The sequence below is a fragment of the Flavobacterium sp. K5-23 genome (genome assembly GCF_023278045.1).
Taxonomy (GTDB): domain Bacteria; phylum Bacteroidota; class Bacteroidia; order Flavobacteriales; family Flavobacteriaceae; genus Flavobacterium.
Genome location: NZ_CP056783.1, coordinates 2,860,934 through 2,876,354 on the forward strand (window position 1 = coordinate 2,860,934; position 15,421 = coordinate 2,876,354).

The following is a 15,421-nucleotide window of genomic DNA, read 5'->3' on the forward strand; positions in this document are numbered from 1 at the left end:
TCAAAATTAAATTTGAAAGGGTTTTATATATTTAGAAAACTGAGGTTTTTAAATACCTGCAATTACTTTTATTTCGTCAATAATTCGAAAAGCTAATTTATCAGCTTGTTCTTGTGTTGCCGCTTCTGTATAGATACGAATAATAGGTTCTGTATTTGATTTTCTTAAATGTACCCATTCATTGGCAAAATCAATTTTCACTCCGTCAATAGTAGTGATATCTTCATTTTTATATTTCTCAGTCATAGCAACAAGAATCGCATCGACATCAATTTGTGGTGTCAACTCAATCTTGTTTTTGCTCATATAGTATTGAGGATATGAAGCTCGCAAAGCAGAAACAGTCATTTTTTTGTTGGCCAAATGCGTTAAAAACAAAGCCACACCCACTAAACTATCACGACCATAATGCGACTCCGGATAAATGATTCCGCCATTTCCTTCACCACCTATGATGGCATTGTTTTTTTTCATCAAGTCAACCACATTCACTTCTCCTACTGCTGATGCTTCATAAGTTCCGTTGTGTTTGTTTGTCACATCACGCAAAGCACGAGAAGAAGACATATTAGAAACCGTATTCCCTGGGGTTTTACTCAATACATAATCAGCACAAGCCACTAATGTATATTCTTCCCCAAACATTTCTCCGTCTTCGCAAATGAAAGCCAAACGATCCACATCAGGATCTACAACAACTCCTAAATCAGCTTTTTCTTTAACAACCAATTCAGAGATATCCGTTAAATGTTCTTTTAAAGGTTCTGGATTATGAGGGAAATGACCGTTAGGTTCACAGTATAATTTTACTACTTCCACTCCCATTAATTCCAATAATTTTGGAATAATAATACCTCCAGACGAATTCACTCCATCAACAACCACTTTAAATTTGGCTGCTTTTACTGCTTCAACATCAACTAAAGGAAGGTTTAACACTTCATCAATATGAATGTCCATATAAGCATCATTCTCCGTAATTTCCCCTAAATTATCCACATCCGAGAAATCGAAAGCTTCTTCTTCAGCAATGACAAGAATTTTTTCTCCTTCAACACCGTTTAAGAATTCCCCTTTTTCATTCAATAGCTTTAAAGCGTTCCATTGTTTTGGGTTGTGAGAAGCGGTAAGGATAATTCCACCATCAGCTTTTTCAAGAGGAACAGCCACTTCTACTGTAGGTGTAGTAGACAACCCTAAATCAATTACATCAATTCCTAAACCTATTAAGGTATTTACAACCAAATTATGAATCATAGGTCCCGAAATACGAGCATCACGTCCTACTACAACTGTTAATTTCTCTTTTCCTGAATAATTTTTCAACCAAGTTCCGTATGCCGATGCAAATTTTACAGCGTCAAGAGGAGTAAGATTATCTCCTACCTTACCTCCTATTGTTCCACGAATTCCTGATATTGATTTTATTAATGTCATTCTAATCTTTTTTAGTATTGAACTATTTATTTTATATTTCCCACAAATATAACAATTGACACTTTAAAAAAGTCATTTAGAATTCATAATTTAGGCGAATGAACTTTCTAGCACACATCTATCTTTCGGGGGACAATGATTTAATCAAAATTGGGAATTTTATGGCCGATGGGATTCACGGAAAGAATTTTGACCATTTTCCATCTGACATCCAAAAAGGTATCGTCTTACACAGAGCAATTGATACCTACACAGATGCTCACCCAACTTTTAGATTAAGTACTAAAAAGTTACATAAAAATTACCATCATTATGCTGGAGTAATAGTTGATATATTCTACGACCATTTTTTAGCAAAAAACTGGAGTGTTTATTCGAATGAAAATCTAGACCTTTACATTCAGCGCTTCTATCAATCACTTGAAATCAACAAGGAATTTCTAACCGATAGAACTAAAGGTTTAATGCCTTATATGCTGGCTCAAAACTGGTTATTAAGCTATCAAACAATCGAAGGAATAAAGCAAATATTGACACAGATGGACGGCAGGACTAAGAATAAATCCAATATGCGCTTTGCTACAAATGAGTTAACTGAATATTACTCGGAATTCGAAGAAGATTTCACCTCTTTTTTCGAAGATTTAAAAGAACACGCTAACAAAATAATAAACGAATTATAAAACCTAATTATTTTATATTATGAAAAAAATAATCATCCTTCTTTCTTTGGCTATTTTAAGCTGTAAATCGAATGAAAAACTAATAAACCCAACTGGTCTTGTCACAAGCAAAGCTATGGTCGTTTCGGCTAGAGAGGAAGCTTCACAAATAGGGTCTGACATTATGAAAAAAGGCGGAAATGCCTTTGACGCTATGGTTGCAACTGAACTGGCACTAGCAGTTTCTTACCCTCAAGCTGGAAATATAGGCGGTGGAGGTTTTATGGTTTTTAGAAAAGCAAATGGCGAAACCGGAACTATCGATTATAGAGAAAAAGCGCCTTTAGCAGCTTCTAAAGATATGTTTCTTGACAAAGAAGGGAATGTAATTAAAGGAAAAAGCACTGCTACGGCGTTAGCCTCAGGAATTCCGGGAACAATTGCAGGAATCTTTGAAGTACATAAAAAATACGGTTCCTTACCAATGTCCGAAATTCTTGCCCCTGTAATCGCATTAGCCGAAAGAGGAGTTGTCATTACGGAACATCAAGCAAAAAGTTTAGATAGTTACAGAGAAACTTTTATTAAAACCAATGGCCCAAACAGTTTATTTTCGAAAGTATATAAAGTAAACGACACTATTAAATATCCAGCATTAGCAGCTACTTTAAAAAGAATTGCATTAAACGGTCGTGATGAATTTTACAGTGGTGAAACAGCACAAAAACTAGTTGCTTTTTTAGGTTCGAAAGAAGGAAATATGTCTCTTGAAGATTTAAAGAAATATGAAGCTAAATGGAGAGCACCCATTACATTTGAATATAAAGATTTAAAAATAACTTCGATGTCTCCTCCTAGTAGCGGTGGTATTTGCTTGAATCAAATAATGGAAATGATTGAACCATACAACATTTCAGAAATGGGACACAACAGTCAAAAAGCCATTCAACTAATTACCGAAGCAGAAAGAAGAGCGTATGCCGACAGGAATTTTTTCTTAGGTGATCCTGATTTTGTAAAACTACCAGTAAAAGAATTACTTGATCCTGAATATCTAAAAAACAGGATGAGTGACTTTTCATTCGATAAAGCCACAAAGTCATCTGATATAGCCGAAGGTAAAATTCAAGGTTATGAAAGTACTGAGACAACCCACTACTCTATTGTGGATGCAGCTGGGAATGCAGTTTCAGCAACTACCACTTTAAATGACAATTATGGATCTAAAATCTATTGTGATGAATTGGGTTTCTTCTTGAATAATCAAATGGATGATTTTAGTGCTAAGCCTGGAGTTCCTAATTTATATGGTCTTACAGGAACTGAAGCGAACAGTATTGCTCCAGGAAAAAGGATGTTGAGTTCTATGACGCCTACAATTGTAGAGAAAAAAGGAAAGTTATTGATGGTTGTAGGTACTCCTGGAGGATCCACTATTATAACCTCAGTATTACAAACGATATTGAATGTTTATGAATTTAATATGAGTATGCAAGAAGCGGTTGATGCTCCTCGTTTTCATCACCAATGGTTACCGGATGTTATTACATTCGAACCAAATTCTTTTACAGCAGATATCTTAAAAAACCTAAAAGAAAAAGGATATAAAATCAGTGAGAAAGACAAAGAAATCATTGGGAAAGTTGATGCTGTTCTTGTTTTACCAAATGGTAAATTAGAAGGTGGTGCTGACAAAAGAGGAGATAATATGGCAGTTGGATTTTAATCCTTTTCACTATGCCTTTTATATCCTCTTTAGAACAAGCCTTTGAAGAAAATTACAATGCTGAAAACGCAATGGCAATGGCTAAATATTTAAAAAATAATTTTGTCTTATATGGTTTAAAAACAGAAGAGCGAAGGCTTATTCTAAAAAAAATATGGAATAAAAATCAAGATGAAGTCACTAATAATGTTAGAGAAATAGCCTTAGAATTATTCGAAAAAAAACATCGGGATTTTCACTATTCAGCCATCGAGATTGTAACAAAAGAGCTCAGAAAAAAATTCCAATTAGAAGATATTGATCTAATAGAGAAAATGATTATTACACATTCTTGGTGGGACAGTGTGGATAGTATTGCAAAAAACATTCTCGGTGTCTATTTAACGACTTTCCCCGATGAAATTGACAACACCATAAATCGTTTTTCTAATTCGAATACTATGTGGCTCAATAGAAGTGCCCTCCTTTTCCAATTAGGATACAAAGAAAAAACAGATTTTAATCTTCTGAAAAGATTATGTGAAAAGCACAAACATTCAAATGAGTTTTTTATTAGAAAAGCAATTGGATGGGCTTTAAGAGATTATGCCAGAACAAATCCTGATGCCGTTTTTGATTATGTAGATAGCACAAACCTGAAGCCTTTAAGCACAAAAGAAGCATTAAAACATAGGGTCATTCTTTAAAATAATAGTAGTTTTGTCATTTCACAAAATAAAATTAAATGTTCAAAAAATATATTTCTAAATTAGAAAGTATAATTGCTTGGTCACAAACAATATTAACAGAAAAACAATTTATATTCTTATCGAGTGTATTAGTTGGAATTTCTTCAGCATTTGCTGTGATTGTTTTAAAGACTTTTGCGCATTGGGTTTTTTCTTTTGCAACTTACATCAACGGAATTGTAAAAATTAGTTATATCAATAGTATTCTGCCTATAATAGGTATTTTACTTACCGTTTTTGTAGTCAAAAAAGTACTGGGAGGAACAATTGAAAAAGGAACTTCACAAATTTTATATGCTGTTGCTAAAAAAGCAAGTATCATTCCTAAAAAACAAATGTATGCCCAGATTATTACCAGTTCCCTGACCGTAGGTTTAGGAGGTTCAGCTGGTTTAGAGAGCCCTATTGTGGTTACCGGAGCTGCTTTTGGATCTAATTATGCACAAAAATACAAACTGAGTTATAAAGACAGAACCCTTCTTATAGGTTGTGGTGTGGCTGCAGGTATTGCCGCTGCCTTTAACGCGCCTATTGCCGGAGTTTTATTTGCCATTGAAGTATTATTGGTTGATGTGAGTATCTCCGCATTTACCCCTATTATGATTGCTGCCGCAACTGGAGCATTAGTATCTGTAATTGCTTTAGACGAAAACATTTTATTGAATTTCAAACAGCAACAAATATTCGATTACCACAAAATTCCTTTTTATGTGCTTCTAGGAATCCTAACCGGATTTATATCTATTTATTACACTCGGAATTTTCAAAGAACGGAGCATTACTTTGCCCGTCTTAAGATTTCCCCTTATAAAAAAGCACTTATTGGATCACTGATTCTAGCGCTTCTTATTTTCATTTCTCCAACATTATTTGGTGAAGGATATGAAAGCATCAAGATATTATCCGAAAAAGATCCAGGACAATTGCTCGATCATACATTATTCAGCAGCTTTAGAAATAACAGCTATGTTCTTCTTGCATTTGTTGGTTTAACTGTGATGTTAAAAGTTTTTGCAACCGGAATTACGCTGGGATCTGGAGGAAATGGTGGTAACTTTGCCCCTTCTCTATTTATGGGATCATACGTGGGTTATTTCTTTTCGAAATCGATTAATCTAACTGGATTAACGGAGTTGCCTATTAGCAATTTTACGATGGTAGGAATGGCAGGAATATTAAGCGGTTTGTTTCACGCTCCTTTAACGGCCATATTCTTAATTGCTGAGATTACAGGTGGATATAGCTTAATGATTCCGCTTATGATTGTCGCTTCTATCAGTTTTGCCATTTCTAAAAGATTTGAAAAACATTCGATGGATGTTAAAGATTTAGCCAAAAAAGGACACGCTTTTACCAGCAATAAAGATTCTAATGTACTTTCCACTTTAGATACAAATTCAATCATTCAAACTGATTATCTAACTCTTTCCCCTGATGAAACTCTAGAGAAATTAGTTGATTTAATTTCGCATTCTAATCAGGTTATTTTTGCTGTAGTGGATAAAGAAAAACACTTATTGGGTATTGTTCATTTCAATAGTATCCGAGAAATAATTTTCAATCCTTACCGTGTAAAATACACTTTGATTAAAGAAATAATGCTGCCAACCATTGATGTTATTTATCCTTTTAACAGTATGGAAACAGTAATGAATAAATTCGAAAAATCTAAAGTTTCCTTTCTTCCAGTTATAAAAGACGAAAAATACTTTGGATTCATCTCTAAGTCCATTGCACTTGAGTCTTATAGGACCAAGCTAAAATCGATGACAATTGAATAAATCTTAATATCGGATAGAGTCCATTTTATAACTATCCGATATTAATGCGTATATTTGTTTCATTATGTGGAACATAGACTTAAAATACAGAACTGAATTTCAATCTACCTTTGAAAGATTGTACAAAAAAAAGAATGATTTGCAAGCCAGCAGACCATTGCCTAACATCGCTTTACATAAAATAAGAGAAAGTTTATCGATAGAATGGACTTATAATTCCAATAGCATTGAAGGGAATACAATGAGTCTTCGAGAAACTCAAATGGTGTTACAGGAGGGAATAACTATAAAAGGAAAATCACTACGAGAGCATTTTGAAACTTACAATCACGACAAAGCCATTGATTACTTATACTCAGTTGTAGATGATAAATACCAACTTAGAAGTATCGATATACTCTCCCTACACGGATTAGTTTTGCGTTCCATAGAAGAAGATTTTGCCGGTCGTATCCGAAATGGTGGTGTTCGAATTTCAGGCACTAATTTTATGCCTCCAAATGCCAATAAAGTTTCAGACTATTTAGATCAACTAATCGATTTTATAAACGCAAACCCTTTACAGCTCAACGATATTGAGCTCGCAACTGTTTTTCACCATAAATTAGCCTGGATACATCCCTTTTTTGATGGAAACGGTCGTACGGTGCGTTTAAGTATGAATTTATTATTGATGCGCTGTGGTTTTCCGCCAGCAATCATTCTAAAAAATGACAGTAAAAAATATTATGAAGCACTCAATCAAGCTAATAATGGCAATTATCAAAAATTAATGTTGTTGATGTGCCAAGCCTTAGAACGAACACTTAACATTTATTTGAATGCAATGCCCGGTAACGACAACGACTATCAAAAAATATCTGATATCGTTAGCGAGCCCAATTCTCCTTACGGTCAGGAATACGTAAGTTTATTGGCCAGAACAGGAAAAATTGATGCTTATAAAGAAGGTCGGAACTGGTACACTACCAAAGAAGCCATCAATGATTATATTTCAACCCGAAAAAGAAAACGCTAATCACCATTAGCGTTTTTTTATGTCCCATTTTAACATAAACTTCCAAATTGTTCTATGGAAAGAATCAATCAAAAGATTAACTTTGCTTTTTGCTCAAAATTATGTTAGATAAAAATAATACCATTGAAGTTCAAGGTGCACGCGTTCACAACCTTAAAAACATAGATATTTCCATTCCAAGAGAAAAACTAGTTGTTATTACTGGGCTTTCGGGTTCTGGAAAATCATCCTTAGCTTTTGATACCATTTATGCCGAAGGGCAAAGACGTTATGTCGAGACTTTCTCTGCTTATGCCAGACAGTTTCTTGGAGGCCTAGAACGTCCTGATGTGGATAAAATTGATGGATTATCGCCTGTTATTGCTATCGAACAAAAAACAACCAGCAAAAGTCCGCGTTCTACCGTGGGAACTATTACGGAGATTTATGATTTCCTGCGTTTGCTTTATGCCCGTGCGGCAGATGCTTACAGTTACAATACAGGTGAAAAAATGGTCAGCTACTCTGATGAGCAAATCAAAGAGTTAATTATACAAGATTTCACCAATAAACGCATCAATATACTCGCGCCAGTAATTAGAGCCAGAAAAGGACATTATGGAGAATTATTCCAGCAAATTGCCAAACAAGGTTTCCTAAAAGTACGTGTCAACGGAGAAATTCTGGATATTACAAGCGGAATGAAATTAGATCGTTACAAAACACACGACATTGAGATAGTTATAGACCGTCTCGAGGTTACTCCCCCTTCGGGGGCTGGGGGGCTTGATAATGATAAACGCTTAAGTGAAAGCATTAATACGGCAATGCATCACGGGGAGAATGTATTGATGGTTTTAGACCAAGATTCTAATGAAATTCGTTATTTCAGCAGGAACTTAATGTGTCCCACTACCGGTATATCGTATCAAAATCCGGAACCGAATTTATTTTCATTCAATTCCCCAAAAGGAGCCTGCGATCATTGTAATGGTCTAGGAACTGTAAACGAAATCAACCCTAAAAAGATTATCCCGAATCCGAAATTATCCATAAAAGCAGGTGGGTTTGCTCCTTTGGGAGAATACAAATCGTCTTGGATTTTTAAGCAGCTGGAAATTATAGGAGAAAAACACGGATTCAAAATTACTGATGCTATCGAAACAATTTCTGAGGAAGCTATAGAAATGATTTTACACGGTGGTAAGGAAAAATTTTCTATAGAATCTAAAACTTTAGGGGTAACTAAGGAATACAAAATTGACTTTGAGGGAATTTCCCATTTTATAAAAAACCAACACGACGAAAGCGGTTCCACGACTATTAAAAGATGGGCAAAGGAATTTATGGACGAGAAAAAATGTCCCGTTTGTGAAGGTTCCCGTCTTAAGAAAGAAGCGATGTTTTTCAAAATCAACGAAAAAAACATCTCCGAATTATGTGATATGGACATTTCTGATGTGACGGCGTGGTTTCATAATTTAGACAGCCATCTATCTGATAAACAAAAACGTATCGCTACTGAGGTGATCAAGGAGATTAAGGACAGGCTGAACTTTTTGATGAATGTAGGTTTGGATTATTTGGCTTTAAGCCGAAGTTCAAAATCACTTTCAGGAGGAGAAGCACAACGCATCCGACTGGCAACTCAAATAGGTTCGCAGTTAGTAGGTGTTTTATATATTCTGGATGAACCAAGCATTGGTTTACACCAAAGAGACAACGAAAAATTAATCCATTCATTAGAACAATTACGTGATCTTGGGAATTCAGTTATTGTGGTAGAGCACGATAAAGATATGATAGAACGCGCTGATTATGTGATTGACATAGGTCCAAAAGCGGGTAAATACGGTGGAGAGATTATCAGTATAGGTACTCCTGCAGAAACTCTTGCCTCAGACACAATTACCGCGCAGTATTTGAACGGAAAAATGAAATTTGAAATCCCTTCAACACGCAGGGAAGGAAATGGAAAATTCCTTAAACTGACTGGAGCAACAGGGAACAACCTGAAAAATGTTTCTATCGAACTGCCATTGGGTAAAATGATATGTGTGACTGGAGTTTCAGGAAGCGGAAAATCGACTTTGATTAATGAAACGCTCTACCCTATCTTGAATGCTTTTTATTTCAATGGAGTAAAGAAACCCAAACCTTATAAAAAGATTGAAGGACTTGAACATATCGATAAAGTAATTGATATTGACCAAAGCCCCATAGGAAGAACTCCGCGTTCTAATCCTGCCACTTACACCGAAGTATTTACAGAAATCAGGGCTTTATTTACAAAAACCTCCGAAAGTATGATTAGGGGCTATAAAGCAGGACGTTTTAGCTTTAATGTAAAAGGCGGACGCTGTGAAACCTGTCAAGGTTCTGGTGTTCGAACGATTGAAATGAACTTTTTACCTGATGTATATGTGGAATGCGAAACCTGTCAAGGGAAGCGTTTCAATAGAGAAACATTGGAAATTAGGTTCAAAGGAAAATCAATTTCGGATGTATTGAATATGACTGTGGATGAAGCAGTTCCTTTCTTTGAAATGATTCCGAAGATTTATCGAAAAGTGAAAACAATCCAAGATGTTGGTTTAGGCTATATTACTCTAGGTCAACAAAGCACAACCCTTTCTGGCGGGGAAGCGCAACGCATTAAATTAGCCGGTGAATTATCCAAGAAAGATACCGGAAATACGATTTATATCTTGGACGAACCTACCACAGGATTGCATTTTGAAGATATTCGAGTATTGATGACAGTAATCAATAAATTAGTCGACAAAGGAAATACGATTTTGATTATCGAACACAATATGGATGTCATAAAACTAGCCGATTACATCATTGACATAGGCCCAGAAGGTGGAAAAGGTGGCGGACAAGTAGTTGCCAAAGGAACTCCTGAAGAAGTTGCAAAAAATAAAAAAAGTTATACTGCGCAATTTTTGAAAAAAGAGTTGATGTAAGGTACAAAGGTTCAAAGAAACAAAGTCAAAACAGCTTAGTTTCTTTGCTGATAATTCAATCCATAAAATCAATTTTATCAAATTAGTTTAAATGTTATTTTCACGAACTGTATTACTGTATAGATTCGTGTAAATTCGTTTTCGAATTTTACCTTTAGTAATTGAGTCAAAAAGTGAAGTAGTACATCAGTTACAGAAAACAGAATCTATCTTTAAAAAAATCTCTTATATTTACAAATCACTTTTAGACTTAAAAGAACAATTATGATTGTAAAGAAAAGAATAGTCATCATTACGCTCATTACAGTAACTCTATTGCTTGTGCCACTAATAGCAATGCAGTTCACAGAGGAAGTAAAATGGACACTGATGGATTTTGTAGTTGCGGGTGTACTTTTATTTGGTACAGGTTTTTTATGCGAAATTGCAATTAGGAAGACTAAAAATGTCAAATATCGTATCGCTATCTGTTTAGCAATTTTAATAGTGTTACTGTTAATTTGGGCTGAACTTGCAGTGGGTATCTTTGGGACACCATTCAGCGGATCATAGACAACCAACTATGAATTATAAAAGCATCTGAATAACAATAACCTTTTAAGAAATAATAACAATGGAAGATCAAAAAATAAGTGTGCCAAAATGGTATTGGGCAGCAGCAATATTTTTTTTATTGTGGAATTTAATGGGAGTTGGCTCCTTTTTTCAATTCACCTTTATAACTGATGAAGCCTTGCAAGCCTTACCTGCTGCTGAACGATCGCTTTACACTAGTTATCCGCTTTGGACAAAAATAGCCTTTGCAATTGCCGTATTTGGAGGTGTAATGGGTACTTTTGGTTTGATTCTAAAGAAAAAATGGGCTAAATCAGCATTTATTATTTCTCTTTGCGCCATTATTCCACAAATGACTTTTGATCTTTTTTTTACAAAATCAAGAGAAGTTTATGGTCCTGGAACGGAGATAATGCCAATATTAATAATTGTAATAGGTGTTTTTCTAGTTTGGTTTTCCGGATTTGGAATTAAGAAAAACTGGTTGAAATAGATATGTTTTTTGGTATTTGGTTCGAACGTTCTATTGAAACTTAAAAATTCAAATAAAACTTATTTTGTTTTAAACATTTGGACACAATTAAATAAAGTAAAACATTAGATAGTTTCTTCTATTTATAAAAAAAAAATTAAAATAAAAAAAGCTATACTGCCTCGTTTTTTGAAAAAAGAGTTACTTTAGTATTCTAGAGTCATAGCCCAGATTACTTCACTTCCCTATTATTTCAATAGAAATTCCGTGAATTAAAAATATAATGACATTTCAAGCCTTTATGGGCGTGGATATAGCGAAAAAGTGGATTTAGATCCAAAAAAGAATAGTTATAAAAATTAGAAAAAAAATGAGATTAGAAGATTTTGACAATGACGAGGATAAAATAATTCAGGATAAACTGAAACGTAAAACCTGGAACGAGATAAGAACCAATGACAGTTGGGCTATATTTAAAATTATGGCCGAATTTGTGAATGGATACGAAACTATGGGACGTATTGGACCCTGCGTATCTATTTTTGGATCGGCTAGAACAAAGCCAGATGACAAATATTATTTACTTGCTGAAAGTATAGCATTCAAAATCAGTAAAGCGGGTTATGGTGTGATTACAGGCGGTGGACCAGGAATTATGGAAGCCGGAAATAAGGGAGCTCATCTAGGTGGAGGAACTTCTGTAGGTTTGAATATTGTGTTGCCATTCGAACAACATTATAATCCATATATAGACGGAGACAAGAATTTAAATTTTGATTATTTCTTTGTTCGAAAAGTAATGTTTGTAAAATACTCTCAAGGTTTCGTTGTGATGCCAGGAGGTTTTGGAACAATGGACGAATTGTTTGAAGCGATTACTTTGATACAGACCAAAAAAATTGCAAAATTCCCTATTATCCTTATTGGAACAAGTTTTTGGTCTGGATTAATGGACTGGGTAAAAACAGTTTTAATTGAAAAAGAACATACTGTAAGTCCTGAGGATATGAATTTAATCAAGATTGTAGATACCGAAGACGAAGTGGTAGCAGTTTTGGATAATTTCTATAAGAAATACAACTTGAAACCTAATTTTTAAAAATTAAGGATTTTATATAATGTTTTAAATGCTGGAGTGTAGGTTGTAAAACCCCTATACTCCTTTTTTTTATTAAAAAAAATCATTCTAAATGTTATTCAAAATAACGTATATTGGGCAATAATTACATTTATACTAAATAGATTGAAAGCATTCTTTAAAATTACGTTTTGCTTATTTGTTTTAATTACTCCAGTAAAGAATTTTGCTCAACATCATTCCCAAATGTTTGTTGAAGTAAATACCGAATCCAAGTCACTTAATATCAAACAAATACTTACTTTTTCTAACGATTCAGAAGATGTATTGACCTCTTTCATTTTAAATGATTGGAATAATGCTTTTTCGAATGTAAATACACCTTTAGCTAAACGTTTTTCGGATGAATTTTATCGTGGATTTCATTTAGCAAATGACGAAGAACGAGGCAGTACAAACAATTTAACAATAATTGACCCTAACAATCTATTCCTTTCCTGGGAAAGATTAAAAAACAATCCCGATTTAATTATTGTCAAGCTAAGAGAAAAATTAGCTCCTCATAAAAAAATAGTTTTACAACTTAGTTATACCGTAAAGATTCCAAGTGATAAATTCACAAAATATGGTTATGATGAGTTAGGTGGTTTTAATCTAAACAACTGGTTTCTTACTCCTGCTAGATACGAAAACTTTGAATTTACAAATTACAGTAATGTTAATTTAGACGATATCGCAAATGGACTTTCTAATTACGATGTTGACATTAAAACGACTAAAGGATTTGTAGTAACCTCTGATTTAGATACTGTAGAAACTGTTTCCGATGAAAACAATACAATTTATAAATTGTCTGGAAAAAACAGAAACAATTTTAATCTTTTTATAGAACCTAAACTTACCTTTTACAACTACAAAAACAGTACTCTTGAGGTACTCTCTAATTTAAAAGAGAAAAAAGTCAGTTCCATACAACAAGCCATTATTGTTGACCGTATCATTAATTATACTTCTAATTCCATAGGTGATTATCCTTATAAAAAAATCATAGTCTCACAAACTGATTATGATCGAAATCCGTTTTATGGATTAAATCAACTTCCTTCCTTTATAAGTCCGTTTTCGGATGAATTTGTATTCGAAATAAAATTTCTAAAAACGTATTTAAATGCTTTTCTTAAAAACAGTATTCAGTTAGACAAAAGAAAAGACGGTTGGATTTATGACGGGATTCAAGTTTATGTAATGATGAAATATATTGATGAATACCATCCTAATGAAAAAATGTTAGGAAATGCTTCAACATTTAAATTATTAAAAAGCTTCAATTTGACAAATTTAGATTTCAATGAGCAATACAGTTATTTTTATATGCTGATGGCTCGAAAAAATCTAGATCAACCCCTTGGAGATCCAAAAAATTCCCTAATTAAATTTAACGAACAAATAGCCAGTAAATATAGAGCTGGACTGAGTCTTCGGTTTTTAGATGATTTTCTTGAAAATAATTCTGTAACTACAAGTATCCATCAATTTTACGCAAATAATAAAGAAAAACAAGCCAGCAGTAAAGATTTTGAATCGACTATAAAATCGAATACAACTAAAAACATCAACTGGTTTTTTAACACCGTAATTAATACACGTGAAATCATTGATTATAAATTTTCTGATGTTTCTAAAACTAACGACAGTATTTACTTTTCCATAAAAAACAAAACCGGGGTAATTGTTCCTGTTCCAGTTTATGGAATTAAACATGGCGAAATAGTATTTAAAAAATGGATCGAGCCAAAATCAAATGATAGTATTTTTAAATTCGAAAGAAAAAATGCCGATAAAATCGTTTTGAATTTTAAAAATGAGGTTCCTGAATATAATTTAAGAAACAATTGGAAATCCCTAAAAAGTTTTTTCCCGAATAATCGTCCCTTAAAATTTGTTTTTATGAAGGATTTAGAAGATCCTTATTACAATCAAGTATTGTACGTACCAACACTTACCTACAATTTTTATGACGGTTTATCGCCAGGTTTGCGTTTACACAATAAAACGATTTTAGACAAACCTTTTACATTTGATGTAAATCCAGCCTATTCAACTAAAGCAAATACGGTATCTGGATCCGCTTCATTTGCTGTAAATCAAAACTACAGAAACAGTGCTTTATATAACGTAAGGTATTCCCTTTCGGGCTCTTATTTCCATTATGCGCCTGATGCAACTTATTTAAGAATAAACCCTACGGTACAGCTACGAATAAGAGAAGATGACTTTAGAGACAATCATAAACAGTTGATTCTTTTTAGACAAATTTTAGTCAATAGAGAAAAAAGCAACATTGTGATTAATAATACGGCTGAAAACTATTCCGTTTTTAATGCTAAATACATTAACAATAAAACGGAAGTTACTAATCACTTTAATTTAATCAACGATTTACAATTATCAGGGAAATTTGGAAAAATAAGTGCTGAATTAGCATACCGTAAACTGTTTGAAAATAACCGCCAAATTAACCTTCGATTGTATGCTGGAAGTTTTCTTTACAATACATCTAATACTGATTATTTTAGTTTTGCTTTGGACAGACCCACAGACTATCTTTTTGACTATAATTATTATGGAAGATCAGAAGATAGTGGTTTTTACAGCCAACAATTAATAATGGCTGAAGGTGGATTTAAATCAAAATTAGATAACCAATTTGCAAACCAATGGATTAGCACTTTTAATGCAGGCTATACCATTTGGAATTTTGTTGAGGTCTATGGTGATGTTGGATTTATGAAAAACCGAACGCAAAACATTAAATTTGTTTACGATAATGGTATTAAATTGAATTTAGTACCAGACTATTTTGAAGTGTATTTTCCCGTTTATTCGAATAATGGTTGGGAAATTTCGCAAAATAAATACAAAGAGAAAGTACGATTTGTATTTACCTTATCCCCTAGCGTAATTATCAATTTATTTAAAAGAAAATGGCTTTAATTTAATGGAATTAAATACTTCT

The 15,421-nt window shown here is 33.6% G+C and carries 11 protein-coding genes; 10 read left to right on the plus strand and 1 reads right to left on the minus strand.

Going from position 1 to position 15,421, the window contains the following annotated elements; translation table 11 throughout:
• Positions 1-48: 48 nt before the first annotated feature.
• Entirely contained in the window at positions 49-1,437 is a 1,389-nt protein-coding gene (glmM, locus tag FLAK523_RS12435) for a phosphoglucosamine mutase (RefSeq protein ID WP_248903885.1), read from the minus strand.
• A gap of 98 nt (positions 1,438-1,535) precedes the next feature.
• On the opposite strand from glmM, the gene FLAK523_RS12440 reads away from it, so the two are divergent.
• The 10 genes from FLAK523_RS12440 to FLAK523_RS12485 all read left to right on the plus strand — a co-directional run bounded on the left by FLAK523_RS12440 (position 1,536) and on the right by FLAK523_RS12485 (position 15,399).
• Positions 1,536-2,120, plus strand: coding sequence for an ACP phosphodiesterase (locus tag FLAK523_RS12440; protein WP_248903888.1), 585 nt, complete (start codon positions 1,536-1,538; stop codon positions 2,118-2,120).
• A gap of 19 nt (positions 2,121-2,139) precedes the next feature.
• On the plus strand, positions 2,140-3,825 hold the full coding sequence (ggt, locus tag FLAK523_RS12445; protein ID WP_248903890.1) for a gamma-glutamyltransferase: 1,686 nt from the start codon (positions 2,140-2,142) through the stop codon (positions 3,823-3,825).
• 11 nt (positions 3,826-3,836) lie between these two features.
• Complete coding sequence (locus FLAK523_RS12450; RefSeq protein ID WP_248903892.1) at positions 3,837-4,511, plus strand: DNA alkylation repair protein; 675 nt, start codon at positions 3,837-3,839, stop codon at positions 4,509-4,511.
• Between the two features lie 38 nt (positions 4,512-4,549).
• Entirely contained in the window at positions 4,550-6,334 is a 1,785-nt protein-coding gene (locus tag FLAK523_RS12455; protein ID WP_248903894.1) for a chloride channel protein, read from the plus strand.
• A 64-nt stretch (positions 6,335-6,398) separates the two neighbouring features.
• On the plus strand, positions 6,399-7,352 hold the full coding sequence (locus tag FLAK523_RS12460; RefSeq protein ID WP_248903903.1) for a Fic family protein: 954 nt from the start codon (positions 6,399-6,401) through the stop codon (positions 7,350-7,352).
• 101 nt (positions 7,353-7,453) lie between these two features.
• Entirely contained in the window at positions 7,454-10,300 is a 2,847-nt protein-coding gene (gene uvrA / locus FLAK523_RS12465) for an excinuclease ABC subunit UvrA (RefSeq protein WP_248903905.1), read from the plus strand.
• Positions 10,301-10,564: 264 nt separating this feature from the next.
• On the plus strand, positions 10,565-10,852 hold the full coding sequence (locus tag FLAK523_RS12470; RefSeq protein WP_248903907.1) for a hypothetical protein: 288 nt from the start codon (positions 10,565-10,567) through the stop codon (positions 10,850-10,852).
• A gap of 61 nt (positions 10,853-10,913) precedes the next feature.
• Positions 10,914-11,348 carry a hypothetical protein gene (locus FLAK523_RS12475; RefSeq protein WP_248903909.1) on the plus strand — a complete coding sequence of 145 codons (435 nt, stop codon included), beginning with the start codon at positions 10,914-10,916 and terminating at the stop codon, positions 11,346-11,348.
• A gap of 349 nt (positions 11,349-11,697) precedes the next feature.
• A complete protein-coding gene (locus FLAK523_RS12480; protein WP_248903912.1) occupies positions 11,698-12,426 on the plus strand; it encodes a TIGR00730 family Rossman fold protein in 729 nt (242 codons plus the stop codon).
• Between the two features lie 225 nt (positions 12,427-12,651).
• Entirely contained in the window at positions 12,652-15,399 is a 2,748-nt protein-coding gene (locus FLAK523_RS12485; protein WP_248903914.1) for an aminopeptidase, read from the plus strand.
• Positions 15,400-15,421: the final 22 nt, after the last annotated feature.

Coding starts and splice junctions, on each gene's coding strand:
- FLAK523_RS12460 (WP_248903903.1), top strand. CDS start 6,399: ATGTGGAACATAGACTTAAAATACAGAACTGAATTTCAATCTACCTTT.
- FLAK523_RS12485 (WP_248903914.1), top strand. CDS start 12,652: ATGTTTGTTGAAGTAAATACCGAATCCAAGTCACTTAATATCAAACAA.
- FLAK523_RS12480 (WP_248903912.1), top strand. CDS start 11,698: ATGAGATTAGAAGATTTTGACAATGACGAGGATAAAATAATTCAGGAT.
- FLAK523_RS12450 (WP_248903892.1), top strand. CDS start 3,837: ATGCCTTTTATATCCTCTTTAGAACAAGCCTTTGAAGAAAATTACAAT.
- uvrA (WP_248903905.1), top strand. CDS start 7,454: ATGTTAGATAAAAATAATACCATTGAAGTTCAAGGTGCACGCGTTCAC.
- FLAK523_RS12440 (WP_248903888.1), top strand. CDS start 1,536: ATGAACTTTCTAGCACACATCTATCTTTCGGGGGACAATGATTTAATC.
- FLAK523_RS12455 (WP_248903894.1), top strand. CDS start 4,550: ATGTTCAAAAAATATATTTCTAAATTAGAAAGTATAATTGCTTGGTCA.
- glmM (WP_248903885.1), bottom strand. CDS start 1,437: ATGACATTAATAAAATCAATATCAGGAATTCGTGGAACAATAGGAGGT.
- FLAK523_RS12475 (WP_248903909.1), top strand. CDS start 10,914: ATGGAAGATCAAAAAATAAGTGTGCCAAAATGGTATTGGGCAGCAGCA.
- FLAK523_RS12470 (WP_248903907.1), top strand. CDS start 10,565: ATGATTGTAAAGAAAAGAATAGTCATCATTACGCTCATTACAGTAACT.
- ggt (WP_248903890.1), top strand. CDS start 2,140: ATGAAAAAAATAATCATCCTTCTTTCTTTGGCTATTTTAAGCTGTAAA.